Here is a 14,702-nt window from a genome sequence, read left to right as displayed (position 1 = left end):
AGCGAAGGGAGGCGCGCATGAGCAAGCAAGCAATTTCCCTGCAGGACAGGTTCGATTTAAGCAAGAGTCCGGTCCTTTTGAATGGCACGCAGGCGTTGGTTCGCCTGATGCTGATGCAAAAAGAGCGCGATCGCGCCGCCGGTTTGAACACGGCCGGCTATGTGACGGGCTACCGCGGCTCGCCGCTGGGCGCCGTCGACATCCAGATGAAGCGCGCTGGCAAACTGCTGACCGAGAATGACATCGTCTTTCAGGAAGGCCTGAACGAAGACCTCGCGGCCACGGCGCTATGGGGCTCGCAACAGGCGGAACTGAGGGGCGAGGGCAAGTACGACGGGGTCTTCGGCCTCTGGTACGGCAAGGGTCCCGGCGTCGACCGCTCGGGCGACGTGATGCGCCACGCCAATATGGCGGGCACCTCGCAACACGGCGGCGTGCTGATGGCCATGGGCGACGATCACACCGGCGAAAGCTCGACGGTGCTGCATCAGTCGGAATGGGCGCTGGTGGATGCCTATATGCCCGTGGTCTCGCCCGCCGGTGTGCAGGAAGTGCTGGATTACGGCGTCTACGGCTTTGCGCTCTCGCGCTTTGCCGGCGTCTGGTGCGGGCTCAAGACCATGAAGGACACGGTCGAGGCGACCGCCGTGGTCGATGGCCGCTGGGACCGCATGTCGCTGGTGGTGCCCGAGTTCGCCATGCCCGACGGCGGGCTGAACATCCGCCTCGGCGACACGCCGCATCTGCAAGAAACGCGGATGATCGACTTCAAGCGCTTCGCCGCCGAAGAGTTTTCCCACGCCAACAAGATGGACAAGCGCGTCTGGGGCAAACCCGGCGCCAAGATCGGCCTTGTGGCGGCGGGCAAGAACTGGCTCGACCTGCAGCACGCCATGTCGCTGCTGAATATCGACGAGGCAGAGGCCGAGCGGCTGGGTCTCACCACCTATAAGATCGGCCAGACCTTCCCGCTCGACATGAAGGGCTTCCACGATTGGGCCGAGGGGCTCGATCTGATCATCATCGTCGAGGAGAAGCGCAAGCTGATCGAGGTGCAGGTCAAGGAGGCGATCTTTGACGACCGCCGCGGCCGCCGGGTCTATGGCTGGTACAAGGGCGGGGCAGGCGGCATGCACCGCGAAGAGCTCTTCCCGACCCGCGGCGCGCTCGATCCGGTTTGGATCGCGCAGAAGCTTGGCGAGATCTTCATCGAGGAAGGCCGCGGCACCGACGGCATCAAGGCCGGTCTTTCCGCGCTCGACGCGGCGTGCAAGGCCGACAATGCCCCCGATCTGGCGGCGCGTCTGCCGTATTTCTGCTCGGGCTGCCCGCACAACACCTCGACGCGTCTGCCGGAAGGTTCGCGCGCCTACGCGGGCATCGGCTGCCACTATATGGTGCAGTGGATGGACCGCGAGACCACCGGCTTCACCCATATGGGCGGAGAAGGCGTGAACTGGGTCGGCGAGGCGCCCTTCTCGAAGCGCAGCCATGTGTTCCAGAACCTCGGCGATGGCACCTACAACCACTCCGGCTCGCTGGCCATCCGCGCGGCCCTCGCCGCGGGCACCAACATCACCTACAAGCTGCTCTACAATGACGCGGTGGCGATGACCGGCGGCCAGCCCAACGAAGGCGGGCTTACCGCCGACCGCATCGCGCGCGAGCTTAAAGCCATGGGCGTCGAGCATCTGGCGGTGGTCTATGACGAGAAGGAAGACGTCGATTTCGATCTCTTCCCGGCGGGCATCGAAACCTTCGAGCGGGCCGACATGATGGCCGTGCAGAAGCGCTTCGAGCAGATCGGCGGCGTATCGATTATCCTCTACATCCAGACCTGCGCCGCCGAAAAGCGCCGCCGCCGCAAGAAGGGCGCCTTCCCGGACCCGGACAAGCGGGTGTTCATCAACACGGACGTCTGCGAGGGCTGTGGCGATTGCGGGGTGCAGTCGAACTGTGTCTCCATCGTCCCCGCCGAGACCGAGCTTGGCCGCAAGCGCGCCATCGACCAGTCGAGCTGCAACAAGGATTATTCCTGTCTGCGCGGCTTCTGCCCGTCCTTCGTGACGCTCAAGGGCGCGAAGATGCGCAAGGGCGAGACGACGGACCTCGACCTGCCGCATCTGCCGCAGCCGAACCTGCCCAGCATCGACAAGACCCACAACGTGGTGATCACCGGCGTCGGTGGCACCGGGGTGGTGACCGTGGGCGCGGTGCTGGCACAGGCGGCGCAGATCGCCGGTATGGGCGCGGGCATGATGGAGATGGCAGGCCTCGCTCAGAAGGGCGGCGCGGTGCACATCCACCTGCGGCTGGCGAACCGGCCCGAAGACATCTCGGCGGTGCGCGTGGCGACCGGCGAGGCCGATGCGCTCATCGGCGGCGATCTGGTGGTCAGCGCCGGGGCCAAGACCCTCGGCCTCACCAAGCGTGGCCGCACCGGTGCGGTGGTCAACGGGCATGAGATCATCACCGGCGAGTTCACCCGCGATACCGAGTTCACGCTGCCTTTCGATCAACTGCGCGTGGCGCTCGAGGCGCGGATGCAGGACCGGCTGGCGATCTTCGACGCCACCGAACTGGCGCGGGTCACCATGGGCGACTCGATCTTCTCGAACATGATGATCCTCGGCGCGGCCTGGCAGCAGGGGCTCTTGCCGCTGCCGCATGAGGCCATCGAAGAGGCCATCCGCCTCAATGGCGCCGCAGTGGAGCGCAACCTGCGCGCCTTCGAGATCGGACGCTGGGCGGTGCTCCACCCGGCCGAGGCGGCCGGGCTGGTCTCGCCGAAAGCGACGGTGGTGGAAAAGCCCAAATCTCTCGACGAGAAGATCGCCTTCCGCGCCGATCACCTGACGCAGTATCAGAACAAGCGGCTGGCGAAGAAATACCGCGCCATGCTCGAGCCCGTCACCGAGCCGCGGCTGCGCGAGGCATTGGCCAAAGGCTATCACAAGCTGCTCGCCTATAAGGATGAATACGAGGTGGCCCGCCTGCATCTGGAGACCCGCAAAAAGGCTGAAGAGACCTTTGAGCCGGGCTTTGAGATGAGCTTCCACCTCGCACCGCCGATGCTCTCGAAAGAGGGTTCGGATGGTCGTCCGGTCAAGAAGACATATGGCGAGACGATGCTGAAAACCTTCGGCCTGCTGGCTAGGCTGAAGTGGCTGCGCGGCACGGCGCTCGATCCCTTTGGCCGCACCGCAGAGCGCCGGATGGAGCGTGCTCTCATCGCGCAATATGAGGCCGATATGGCCGAAGTGTTGCCAAAGGTCACGCCCGAGACGCTCGACGCTGTGGTGGCGCTGGCCGAACTGCCGCTGAAAATCCGCGGCTACGGCCCGGTGAAAGAGGCGAACGAGCGCGAGGCCGCCAAACGCCGCGAGGAATTGCTCGCCGCCATTCGCGCCGGCGGCGCGCCGCTGGCCAGGGCCGCCGAGTAAACCAAGGGAGGGACGCTTTCGCCGAGCGTCCCTCTTCCTCTTGGCAAAAATATCCCGGAGCCCCCGTCGTATCATGCCTGTGGGCCGAGCCCCCGTCTTGCCCCGCCGCATCCAGCCTACCGCGAACGTTGTCGTGAGCGCGCCGCATGCCGCAATGGATCTCCCAGCCAAAGCGCCGTAAGACCGGATCCCAAGGCTTCCGCTGCGCGAGTCGTGCGGCGGACATCCGAGGCAGACCGGCAAAGACCGGCTGAGTGCAGGCCCGCGATGCGCGGCAAGGAGGGCAGGATATGGCGGTTGGTGTGTTCGATTCCGGGCTGGGCGGGCTCACGGTTCTCGACGCGGTGGCCAAGCGGCTCCCCGAGGTGCCCTTTGTCTATTACGCCGACAGCAGCCATGCGCCCTATGGCGTGCGCGACGCCGAGGACATCTACAATCTGACCGTCGATGCGGTGCACAACCTCTGGAACGCGGGCTGCGATCTGGTCATCCTCGCCTGCAACACCGCCTCCGCCGCCGCGCTGCGCCGCATGCAAGAGGGCGGTCTACCCAAGGGCAAGCGGGTGCTGGGGGTTTTCGTGCCGCTGATCGAGGCGCTGACCGAGCGGCAGTGGGGCGACAACTCACCGCCGCGCGAGGTGGCGGTGCAGCATGTGGCGCTCTTTGCGACGCCCGCCACGGTGCGCAGCCGCGCCTTCCAGCGCGAACTGGCGTTCCGGGCGATCGGTGTGGATGTGGAAGCGCAGGCCTGCGGCGGGCTGGTGGATGCCATCGAAGACGGCGACATGATCCTCGCCGAGGCGCTGGTGCGCAGCCATGTAGAGGCGCTGAAGCGCAAGATGCCCGAGCCGCAGGCGGCGATCCTTGGCTGCACGCATTACCCGCTGATGCAGGAGGTCTTTCAGGAGGCGCTGGGGCCGGAGGTCGCGGTCTATTCGCAAGCCAATCTGGTGGCCTCCTCGCTGGCCGACTACCTGCAGCGTCATCCCGATATGTACGGGCCGGGCAAGGAGAGCCGCTTTCTGACCACGGGCGATCCGCGCAAGGTGTCGGTGCACGCCACGCAGTTCCTGAAGCGGCCGCTCAGCTTCGAGAGCGTCTGAGCCGTCCTAAGTCCTGCACGCAGGGTAAGTCGGGGGCTCTGCCCGCACGCAGAATAAGTCGGGGGCTCCGCCCCCGGGCCCCCGGGATATTTCCGCCAAGAGGAAGGGCGGGCGCGGCGCGGTGACGCAATTTGATTTGGAACAGTTCTCTTGCGGCTTTAAGATGCCATATAGGGAGAATGGCATACGTGCTGAGGAGTAGAAGATGGGTCTCAAATCGCTGAAGAAGCAGCGGCGCATCCAGATCGTCGCACTGGCAGCGGTGGCGCTGGTCGTCTCGACCGCGCTGATCGGCTACGCCATGCGCGACGGGATCAACTTCTTCCGCTCGCCGAGCCAGATTGTCGAAGCGCCGCCCTCGCCGAATGAGACCTTCCGCATCGGCGGGCTGGTCGAAGAGGGCTCGCTGGTGCGCGGTCAGGGCCATGAGATCAGCTTCTCGGTGACCGATGGCGGTGCCTCGGTGCCGGTGGTGTTTGCCGGGGTGCTGCCCGATCTCTTCGACGAGAACCAAGGCATGGTCGGCACCGGGCGCTATGTGGATGGCGTGTTCCAGGCGACCGAGATCCTCGCCAAGCACGACGAGACCTATATGCCCAAGGAAGTGATCGACGCGCTGAAAGAGCAGGGCGTCTATGAGGCACCGACGCCCGAAAGCTGAGCGTGGCGCGAGGCTCGGTGATTTCGAAAAGGCGCTCCCCTTGGGGCGCCTTTTGCGTTCTGGCGTGGCGAGGCAAGGGCTGTTCAGAGTTTGGTAATCGAATTGCCGCCGTCGGCCAGCATGGCGCTGCCGGTTACGAAGGAAGCGTCGTCTGAGAGCAGGAACAGCGCCGCGCGGGCGATCTCGGCGGGGGTGGCCATGCGTTTGAGCGCATGCATGGTGGCGACGGTCTCATGGAAGGCACGGTCCTCGCCCGCCATCTCGGTCATCGTGCCGCCGGGCAGCAGGGCGTTGACGCGGATGTTTTGCGGCCCGAGCTCAGTGGCGAGCGCCTGCGTCATGCCGATAAGCCCCGCCTTTGACGCAGCATAGGCGGCCATGCCGGGCAGGCCGATCGTGTGGCCGACGAAAGAGGAGGTGAAGACCAGCGCGCCGCCGCCGCGCATCTGCAGCGCGGGGATCTGCGCTTTGGCCGCGTGAAAGCCGCTGGTGAGATTGGTCTCGATCACCTCGCGCCAGGTGTCTTCCGTCATCTCGGCCAGTGGTCCGAGCGCGCCGGTGATCCCGGCGTTGTTGAACGCGCCGTCGAGCCCGCCGAAACGGCTTTGCGCCAGCGCCACCAGTTCGGCGGCATAGGCGGCGCTGCGCACGTCGCCCGGCGCGTAGGCGGCAGCGCCTCCGGCGTTGGCGATCTCTTCGGCGAGGGCCGCGAGCCGCTCGGCGCGCCGTGCGCCCAGCACCACATTGGCGCCTGCCGCGGCGCAGAGCCGTGCGGTTTCGGCGCCGATGCCGCTGCTGGCGCCGGTGATGAGGATGGTTTTTCCGTGCAAGCGCATGTCGCCCTCCGTTTCAGGATGGGCATAGGGATAGCCTGCAGCGGCGCGAGGGGCCGACCCGGTTCCTGCGCAAAGCGTCGCGGATCTGCGGATGCCGCTCGCTCAGGGCGCTGGCTCAAGGTCGCTAGTTCAGGGCGGGCGTTCGTAGAAGCACAAATGCGGCAGCGCCGCCTCGGGCACCGGCTGGTAGGGGCCGCGTTCGGCAAAGCCGAGCCGTGCGTAGAGCCGCCGCGCCGCGCTCAGCGTCTTCATCGTGTCGAGGCGAAGCAGGGGCACGCCCTTGGCGCGGGCGCGGGCGGCCAAGTCTTCCATCAGCCGCTGTGCCAGCCCGTAGCCGCGCGCGGCGGGGGCGACATAGACGCGCTTGATCTCGAGGCTGCCATCAGGCAGCGGCTGGCTCATGGCGCAGCCCACCGGCGCGCCGCCGAGTGTGGCCAGCAGCACGGCGTCATGCTTGCCGGGCAGCGCGTCCAGCAGGTCGGTATAGGCGGGGTCGGGGTAGAAGAGGCTCACCAGCGCCGGGGCGGCGGGGTGATGCGCGCGCAGGTCTTCGCGATAGGCGAGACACAGGCTGCGCACGGCGGCGAAATCCTCGGGATCCGCCGCCGCGCGAATGTCGATCGTGCTCAAGCGAGCGCCCGCGCTCAGCCGTTGGCTTCGCGGATCTTGTCGGCGGCGTCCTTGTCGTAGGTCACACCGCTTTGCTCGAAGAGGCTGTCGAGTTCGCCCGAGAGGGTCATCTCGGTGATGATGTCGCAGCCGCCGACGAACTCGCCCTTCACGTAAAGCTGGGGGATCGTCGGCCAGTCCGAGTAATCCTTGATGCCCTGACGGATCGCGTCATCGGCCAGCACGTTCACGTCGAGATACTCGACGCCCATGTAGTTGAGCACACCCGCCACGCGGCTGGAAAAGCCGCACTGGGGCATGGTCTTGGTGCCCTTCATGTAGAGCACCACGGCGTTGGCTTTCACCGTCTCTTCGATCTGGGTGGTCGCTTCGGTCGTCATCTCTGTCTCCTGTCTGCGCGCGCCAAGGTGCTGCGGCACGGGCACGCGGCGTGGAATGGTTTAGTCCGGGGCTTTGGTGGTGAGCGCCAGCGCGTGCAACTCGCCATGGTTGCCGTCCATCTTGCCCTTCAGCGCGGCATAGACGGCGCGTTGCTGCTGCACGCGGTTCTGGCCGCGGAAGCTTTCGTCGATGACCTCGGCGGCGTAGTGATTGCCGTCGCCTGCAAGGTCGGTGATGGTGACTTTGGCCTCGGGAAAGGCGGCGCGGATGAGCTGCTCGATCTCCGTCGCTTCGATTGCCATGTGGGCGGACTCCGCTGTCTGACTGTTCTACTCAGATGTAAGACGGGCGCCGCGCGGGTGCAAGCACGGCCCGTCGCTTGGCACGGCGCCGGAAGCGCCGTGTTTCAAAGGGACTGCGTTTTGCTCAGAGCGCCAGCTCGACCCAGACCGGCACGTGGTCCGAGGGCTTGTCGCGGCCACGGATGTCACGGTCGATGCCGCAGTCAAGCATCAGGTCGGCGCAGGCGGGGGTCATCAGCACATGGTCGATGCGGATGCCGTTGTTCCGTTGCCATGCGCCCGCCTGATAGTCCCAGAAGGAGTAATGCCCCGGCCCCTGCACGCGGGCGCGGAACGCCTCGGTGAAGCCGAGGTTGAGAATGCGGCGGAAGGCGTCGCGGCTCTGCTGCAGATAAAGCGCGTCCTTCTCCCAGGCCTGCGGTTTGGCGGCATCCTCGGCCTGCGGGATGATGTTGTAATCGCCCGCCATCAGGGCGGGGGTCTCATCGGCCAGAAGCTGCTCTGCGCGGGCGTGGAGCCGGTCCATCCAGTCCAGCTTATAGCCGTATTTGCCGTCCCGGATCGGCTGGCCCTCGGCGTCGAACTCCACCGGGTTGCCGTTGGGCAGGTAGAGCCCGCAAAGCCGCACGGCCTCTTTCTCGCCAACCACAGTGGCCTCGATCCAGCGCGCCTGTTCGTCGCTGTCATCGCCCGGCAGGCCGCGGCGCACATCCTCGAGCGGGTGCTTCGAGAGGATCGCGACGCCGTTGAAGCCCTTCTGACCGTGGGTCTCGACGTTGTAGCCGCGCTCTTCGATCAACTCGCGCGGGAAGGCCTCGTCGACCGATTTGATCTCCTGCAGCAGCGCGACATCGGGCTGAGCCTCGTCGAGCCAGTCGGTCAGCGCGCCGATGCGTGCCTTGATGCCGTTGATGTTGAAGGTGGCGATCTTCATCTGGGGCCCTCCGGAAGTTGCGCAACCTATCGCTCAAAGCCGACTCGGGGACAAGGGCGAGGGGGCTGATTCCATCAGATTCGCCCTCGCAGCGAATCGAATTTCCGGGTTTTCATTACGCAAGGGAAAGCATCCCCAGAAAAATTATTTCTGTGGGCAAGTCGTATTGTTACGAAAAGCAGTGTCACTAGCGTCGATTGTTTCTGTGAGCAACTCCGGTATAATTCAACCCTGACAAGAAACTATATTGCCCGAAGCAAGTTTCCCGGGAAACCCTGAAGCACGATTTCAGTGCGTATCCAACCAGGGAGTTTTCCATGACCGCTCTGCAAAAGACTTTTGTTGCCCCCGAAACCCATGTTTCCAATGAGGCCGACCTCTTCTCGGGTGAGGGCTGCGCGCTCTTCACCTCCGGCGCGGCGCCGATGGCGCAGGCCGACGCCCTGAGCGGCGAAGGGCTCGAGATGTTCACCTCCGGTGCCAGCCCGGTGCGGGCCGAGCTTGCGGCGGGCGAGGGCGTTGCGCTCTTCACCTCCGGCGCAGCGCCGCAGATGTCCGAGACCGCCACCGGCGACGCGGTGGAACTGTTCACCTCGGGTGCGGGTCCGGTGCGCGCCGAGGCGCTGCGCGGCGAAGCCACCGCGCTTTTTACCTCTGGCGCTGCACCGCTGCGTTCGGAAACCGCAGCAGGCGAGGCGACGGGGCTCTTCACCTCGGGCGCCTAAGGCCCTGATCTGCTCGCGCGGGCGCCCTGAAAAGGCGCCCGCATGACGTTTCCCGTTTCAAGAAGGGTCGCCGTTATGACCGTGCACGCGCCTCTCTCCACCTCCGGCAATGTCATCGCCTTTCCCGCGCGCCAAGCCGCCCTCTCTGCGACTGAGGGCGCCGCGTCCCTGCTGCAGTGTTTCGCCCGGCACCGGCGCCGCGAGGAAGATGTGTTCTGGCTCAAAGAGAATGCCGAGTTGCTCAACATCCTCGAATGCACAGGGGCCGAGGTGGCGCCGCAGGCGCTTGAGGTGCTTGAGACGTTCTACACGGGTGCCGAGGCGCGCTTGGCCTTCTTTCCGCAATATTACCGCTTCCTTCTGTCCATCGTGCTCGATCTCGAAGACCTCGGGATGCCGGGAGAGAGCGGCGCACGCATGGCCCAGAGCATTGCTGACCATGATCTTCCGGATGCCGAACTGTCGGACCTGCAGCGGATGGAGGCCCGGCGTCTGCTGGCGCGGCGCGACATTACCTGCGCTGGCGCTGATGCGGGGCTGGAAGACCGGCTGCGCGACTTCTGCGCCCGCTCGCGCGGCTTCGCGCTTCCCAACAAGAAAGCCGCCTATGAGCTGACGCATGTGGTCTTCTATCTCAGTGAGTATGGCCGCCGCGATCCACAGCTTCCGGTCGAGGCGCTGACCAGCCTGCAATTTGCGGGCAATCTGGCCTATCTGGAGCAGAACTCCGACCTGCTGTCCGAGATTTGCATCGCGCTGCGCTATGCCGGGCAGGTGCCGCCTGCGCTCTGGACGCTCTGGCTGGCCCGGCAATTGCGCGGCTTTGCACTCGAGGAAGGCCCGCAGCTTTCGCTGCAGGACGATTACCATGATTTTCTGGTCTGCAACTGGCAGGCCGCTGTGGCAGGGGGCGCGGCGTTTGAGATCCCCGCCGGCGCAGGCCGCAGGCAATTCCTCCGCGGCACGCAGCAGGGCGCACCGCTGCGCGAGCTGTCGCAGGCGCTTTACGGGCTGGGCGCGCAGCGCTGCGCCGACTGGCAGGTGATGCGCCGCCGGATGAATGGGGCGCTGTCGCCGCAGGTGCTGGGTCTGCTCGACACGATGGCCGAGGGCTCGGAGCATTTCGATGCGTTCTTTGAGGGCTTCGCCCGGGCAGGCCAGCGATGAGCGGGCTGCGTCCGGCTCTGCTCGGAGCGGCGCTCGTCGCGCTATATACCGCGCTCATCGCCGCTGCGGATGGGATCACCAAGCTGATCGCGGGCGGCTATGAGGCACCGCAGCTTTTCGCGCTCTCCTCTGGGCTGGTGCTTATCATCACGGGACTGAGCGCGCGGCGGCAGGGCGGGCTGCGCGCGGCGCTGGCGATCCGCTGCCGCAGGGTGATGGCGCTGCGCGCGGCGCTGACCGTGGTCGCGGCGATCGGCTTCTTTCAGGCCTTCCGCCTGCTGCCCTTTGCCGACGTGTTCCTCTTTATCGGGCTGATGCCGCTCTTTGCCGCCGCGCTGTCGGGTCCGGCGCTTGGCGAGCCGGTGCGTCCGGCGGCGTGGCTGGCGCTTGGCGCCGGGGCCGGGGGCATCCTCTTTCTGCTGCCCGAGGGCAGTGTGGCATTGGATGCAGGCCACGGCTGGGCGCTGCTGGCCTCGCTGACCGGCACGGCCTCGATGGTGGCCGCGCGCCGCATCGCCAAGGAAGAGCGCAAGCCGCTGGCGCAGGTGTTCTGGCCGAACCTCGCCTTGGCGCTGAGCATGGGCGCGGTGCTGCCCTTCGTCTGGCACCCCATGCCGCTGGCCGATGTGCTGTGGGTGGCGGGCTATGCGGTGTTCCTTTTTGGCGCGCGCTTCGTCTCGGTCGAGGCGCTGCGGCTGCTGCCCGCCTTCGTCGCAACACCGCTGATGAACCTGCAGTTCGTGTGGATGGTGGTTATCGGCTTCTTTGGCTTCGGCGAGGTGCCGACGCTGGGCGCTCTGCTCGGCACTGCGCTGGTGGTCGGCTCGGGCCTGTGGCTGGTGGCGGATGAGGCGATGCCCGCACGGGCGGTGCGGCGGGCGTAAGCCAAGGGCACCAGCGCGCCCGGAACCAAGGCGAAGCCGCCGGGCGAGCGCCTGCCCGCCGCACCAGAGGTGCGCATCTTGAATGTTGCACGCCTTTGGCGTGCGGGGCGGGCTGGCGCTTTGGGCATGAAGCACGGCGCTCATGTCTTGCACGGATTTGGCTGGGATAAAGTGCTGACCTCGACACTTGCGGCGCCACCCCACGGGCAGGCGCGCGCCCGGCTCGCGTTGCATTTGCGGTGCTGTCGCTCCCCCCAGCATCCAGTCCACGCTTTTCGCGGGCGGCTTATGGACAGGGCGGGGTTGGAGATATACACCCGTCCGGAACCCGCAGACGAGGCGCAAGAGAACACCCATGCCCACGCTGAACGACATTCGCTCGACGTTTCTAAACTACTTCGCCAAGCAGGGCCACGAGATCGTCCCCTCGAGCCCGCTTGTTCCCCGCAACGACCCCACGCTCATGTTCACCAACTCCGGGATGGTTCAGTTCAAGAACCTGTTCACCGGCGTCGAACATCGCGACTACAAGCGGGCCACCACCGCGCAGAAATGCGTGCGTGCCGGTGGCAAGCACAATGACCTCGACAACGTGGGCTACACCGCGCGCCACCACACGTTCTTCGAGATGATGGGGAACTTCTCCTTTGGGGATTACTTCAAGTCCGAGGCGATCCCCTTCGCTTGGGAGCTGATCACCAAAGAGCTCGACATTCCCAAGGAACGGCTTCTGGTCACCGTCTATCACACCGATGACGAGGCCGCCGACATCTGGAAGAAAGTGGCGGGCCTGCCCGACGACCGGATCATCCGCATCCCGACGAACGACAACTTCTGGATGATGGGCCCGACCGGTCCCTGCGGCCCCTGCACCGAGATCTTCTTTGATCACGGCGAGAAATACTGGGGTGGCCCTCCGGGATCGCCCGAGGAAGACGGCGACCGTTTCGTCGAGATCTGGAACCTCGTCTTCATGCAGAACGAGCAGTTCGAAGACGGATCCATGCGCGCGCTCGACATGCAGTCGATCGACACCGGCATGGGCATCGAGCGGGTTGCGGCGCTGCTTCAGGGCACCAATGACAACTACGCCACCGACCTCATCCGCTCGCTGATCGAGGCGTCGGCCGATGCCACGTCGAGCGATCCCGACGGTCCGGGCAAGACCCACCACCGGGTGATCGCCGACCACCTGCGCTCGACCTCCTTCCTGATCGCCGATGGCGTGATGCCCTCCAACGATGGCCGCGGCTACGTGCTGCGCCGGATCATGCGCCGCGCCATGCGCCACGCGCATATGCTGGGCTCGAAGGATCCGGTCATGCACCGGCTGGTGCCGGCGCTGGTGCGCCAGATGGGCGCCGCCTATCCCGAACTGGTGCGCGCGCAGGCGCTGATTGAAGAGACGCTGAAGCTCGAGGAAACCCGCTTCAAGCAGACGCTCGACCGCGGTCTCAAGCTGCTCGACGACGAGCTTGTCGGTCTTGGCGACGGTGCCAAGCTGCCCGGCGAGGCGGCGTTCAAGCTCTATGACACTTATGGCTTCCCGCTCGATCTGACGCAGGACGCCCTGCGCGAGCGTGGCCGCGAGGTCGACACCGAGGGCTTTGACAAGTCCATGGCCGAGCAAAAGGCCAAGGCGCGCGCCGCATGGTCCGGCTCGGGCGAGGCCGCCGATCTGGCGATCTGGTTCGACATCGCCGAAGATAAGGGCGCCACCGATTTCCTCGGCTATGACACCGAAACCGCCGAGGGCCAGATCCTCGCGCTGGTCAAAGACGGCAAGGCCGTCGATACGCTGGCGGCGGGCGAGAGCGGCTGGGTGGTGCTGAACCAGACCCCGTTCTACGGCGAAAGCGGCGGTCAGGTGGGCGACACCGGCTGGCTGCGCCGCCTCGAGAATGAGGACGATCAGGCCGAGGTCACCGAGACGCAGAAACTGGCGGGCGGCAAGATCACCGGCCATATGGTCACGGTCAAATCCGGCACCTTCTCGAAAGGGGACGCGCTGGGTCTTGAGGTGGATCACAAGCGCCGCGGCAAGATCCGCGCCAACCACTCGGCGACCCACCTGCTGCACGAGGCGCTGCGCCGCGCGCTTGGTGATCACGTCGCACAGCGTGGCTCGCTCAACGCCCCCGAGCGCCTGCGCTTCGACTTCTCGCACACCAAGGCACTGACGCCGGAGGAAGTGGCGAAGGTCGAGACCGAGGTGAACACCTTTATCCGCCAGAACTCGGCGGTGAGCACCCGCATCATGACCCCCGACGACGCCCGCGCCATCGGCGCACAGGCGCTCTTTGGCGAGAAATACGGTGACGAGGTGCGCGTGGTCTCCATGGGCACGCTGGCTGGCTCGGGCAAGGGCTCGGACGGGCAGACCTACTCGCTGGAGCTTTGCGGCGGCACCCATGTCGCCCAGACCGGCGACATCGGCATGTTCGCCCTGACCTCCGAGACGGCATCTTCCGCAGGCGTGCGCCGCATCGAGGCGCTGACCGGCGAGGCCGCCATGGCCGAGCTTCGTGGCCGCGACAAGGCGCTCTCGGGCATCGAAGCGCTGCTCAAGGTCTCGGGCGAAGACGCCGTGACCCGCGTCGCCACGCTGCTCGACGAGCGCCGCAAGCTGGAAAACGAAGTGGCCCAGCTGCGCCGTGATCTCGCCATGGCCGGTGGGGCCGGGCAGGGCGGCGGTGCCGAGGCCCGCGAGGTGAACGGTAAGAAGTTCGTCGGCCAAGTGCTCTCGGGCGTCTCGGGCAAGGACCTGCCGCCGCTCATCGACGAGCATAAATCGCGGCTCGGCTCGGGCGTGGTGCTGCTGATCGCCGACACCGGCGGCAAGGTGGCCGTCGCAGCAGGCGTGACCGAGGACCTGACGGGTTCGGTTTCGGCGGTCGATGTGGTCAAGGCGGCGGTTGCGGCGCTTGGCGGCAAGGGCGGCGGTGGCCGTCCCGATCTCGCCCAAGGCGGTGCCAAGGACGCGGCGCAGGCCGACGCGGCGATCGCCGCAGCCGAGGCCGTGCTGGCGGGCTGAGCGAACCCCGAGGGAGGAGGACCTACATGACTGCCTACGTTATCGCGCGCATCGATGTGACCGATTACGAGGATTACGCCGTCTATGCCGGCCAAACCATTGCGCTCGCCGAGAAATTCGGCGGGCGCTTTATTGTGAAGGGCGGCCCGCAAAGCTTTGTCGAAGGCGATGGGCCGGGCCGTCACGTGATCATCGAGTTTCCCAGCCGCATCGCCGCCGAGCGCTGGTACAACTCGCCCGAATACCAGCGGATCCTGCCCATCGCGCTCAGCGCGTCGAAACGGGATCTCGTCATCGTCGAAGGAATGAACTGATGCCCGCACTCTGGATCGCCCATGTCACCGTCACGGACGAAGAGGCCTATGGCAAATATGCCAAGCTGGCGGGTCCGGCGATTGCCGCGCATGGCGGGCAGTTCATCGCCCGCGGCGGTCGCTTCGTGCAGCTTGAGGGCAAGGAACGCCCGCGCAATGTCGTGGCGAAATTCCCCTCGGTCGAGGCGGCAGAGACCTGCTATCACTCGCCCGAGTACCAAGAGGCCCTGAGCCACGCGCGCGGCGCTTCCGAGCGCGAGCTGCTGATCGTCGAAACCTCCGAATGAT

The 14,702-nt window shown here is 66.0% G+C and carries 14 protein-coding genes; 9 read left to right on the top strand and 5 right to left on the bottom strand.

The features are described 5' to 3' along the window. The first annotated feature begins 17 nt into the window (after positions 1 to 17). From AYJ57_RS02440 to ccmE, 3 genes are all read left to right on the top strand, one after another. Complete coding sequence (locus AYJ57_RS02440) at positions 18 to 3,443, top strand: indolepyruvate ferredoxin oxidoreductase family protein (RefSeq protein ID WP_066100702.1); 3,426 nt, start codon at positions 18 to 20, stop codon at positions 3,441 to 3,443. A gap of 290 nt (positions 3,444 to 3,733) precedes the next feature. After that, positions 3,734 to 4,546 carry a glutamate racemase gene (gene murI / locus AYJ57_RS02435; RefSeq protein WP_066100699.1) on the top strand — a complete coding sequence of 271 codons (813 nt, stop codon included), beginning with the start codon at positions 3,734 to 3,736 and terminating at the stop codon, positions 4,544 to 4,546. Between the two features lie 205 nt (positions 4,547 to 4,751). Continuing rightward, positions 4,752 to 5,207, top strand: coding sequence for a cytochrome c maturation protein CcmE (gene ccmE / locus AYJ57_RS02430; RefSeq protein WP_066100697.1), 456 nt, complete (start codon positions 4,752 to 4,754; stop codon positions 5,205 to 5,207). Positions 5,208 to 5,290: 83 nt separating this feature from the next. On the opposite strand, the gene AYJ57_RS02425 is transcribed toward ccmE, so the two are convergent. The 5 genes from AYJ57_RS02425 to xth form a co-directional block, all read right to left on the bottom strand. Further along, entirely contained in the window at positions 5,291 to 6,043 is a 753-nt protein-coding gene (locus AYJ57_RS02425; protein WP_066100695.1) for an SDR family oxidoreductase, read from the bottom strand. A 129-nt stretch (positions 6,044 to 6,172) separates the two neighbouring features. Further along, positions 6,173 to 6,673: a GNAT family N-acetyltransferase gene (locus tag AYJ57_RS26310; protein ID WP_083191126.1), complete on the bottom strand. Its 501-nt coding sequence runs from the start codon at positions 6,671 to 6,673 to the stop codon at positions 6,173 to 6,175. A 14-nt stretch (positions 6,674 to 6,687) separates the two neighbouring features. Then, positions 6,688 to 7,053, bottom strand: a complete 366-nt coding sequence (gene grxD / locus AYJ57_RS02415; RefSeq protein WP_066100691.1) for a Grx4 family monothiol glutaredoxin — start codon at positions 7,051 to 7,053, stop codon at positions 6,688 to 6,690. Between the two features lie 60 nt (positions 7,054 to 7,113). Then, positions 7,114 to 7,356: a BolA/IbaG family iron-sulfur metabolism protein gene (locus AYJ57_RS02410; protein WP_066100688.1), complete on the bottom strand. Its 243-nt coding sequence runs from the start codon at positions 7,354 to 7,356 to the stop codon at positions 7,114 to 7,116. A 124-nt stretch (positions 7,357 to 7,480) separates the two neighbouring features. Beyond that, positions 7,481 to 8,290, bottom strand: a complete 810-nt coding sequence (gene xth, locus AYJ57_RS02405; protein ID WP_066100685.1) for an exodeoxyribonuclease III — start codon at positions 8,288 to 8,290, stop codon at positions 7,481 to 7,483. 317 nt (positions 8,291 to 8,607) lie between these two features. On the opposite strand from xth, the gene AYJ57_RS02400 reads away from it, so the two are divergent. From AYJ57_RS02400 to AYJ57_RS02375, 6 genes are all read left to right on the top strand, one after another. Next, positions 8,608 to 9,015, top strand: a complete 408-nt coding sequence (locus tag AYJ57_RS02400) for a DUF6749 family protein (RefSeq protein ID WP_066100682.1) — start codon at positions 8,608 to 8,610, stop codon at positions 9,013 to 9,015. Between the two features lie 75 nt (positions 9,016 to 9,090). Further along, complete coding sequence (locus tag AYJ57_RS02395) at positions 9,091 to 10,182, top strand: DUF6902 family protein (protein WP_066100679.1); 1,092 nt, start codon at positions 9,091 to 9,093, stop codon at positions 10,180 to 10,182. Next, positions 10,179 to 11,066 (top strand): DMT family transporter, encoded by an 888-nt coding sequence (locus tag AYJ57_RS02390; RefSeq protein ID WP_066100675.1) that lies wholly within the window; start codon positions 10,179 to 10,181, stop codon positions 11,064 to 11,066. Before AYJ57_RS02395 ends, AYJ57_RS02390 begins: the two co-directional genes overlap by 4 nt. Positions 11,067 to 11,421: 355 nt before the next feature. Continuing rightward, positions 11,422 to 14,100, top strand: coding sequence for an alanine--tRNA ligase (gene alaS, locus AYJ57_RS02385; protein WP_066100671.1), 2,679 nt, complete (start codon positions 11,422 to 11,424; stop codon positions 14,098 to 14,100). A gap of 26 nt (positions 14,101 to 14,126) precedes the next feature. Continuing rightward, positions 14,127 to 14,414: a DUF1330 domain-containing protein gene (locus AYJ57_RS02380; RefSeq protein ID WP_066100668.1), complete on the top strand. Its 288-nt coding sequence runs from the start codon at positions 14,127 to 14,129 to the stop codon at positions 14,412 to 14,414. After that, positions 14,414 to 14,701 carry a DUF1330 domain-containing protein gene (locus tag AYJ57_RS02375; RefSeq protein ID WP_066100665.1) on the top strand — a complete coding sequence of 96 codons (288 nt, stop codon included), beginning with the start codon at positions 14,414 to 14,416 and terminating at the stop codon, positions 14,699 to 14,701. The genes AYJ57_RS02380 and AYJ57_RS02375 overlap by 1 nt, the downstream gene beginning before the upstream one ends. Position 14,702 lies beyond the last annotated feature (1 nt).

The organism is Salipiger sp. CCB-MM3 (assembly GCF_001687105.1).
Classification (GTDB): domain Bacteria; phylum Pseudomonadota; class Alphaproteobacteria; order Rhodobacterales; family Rhodobacteraceae; genus Salipiger.
This window is presented reverse-complemented; position numbering and strand designations above follow the sequence as displayed.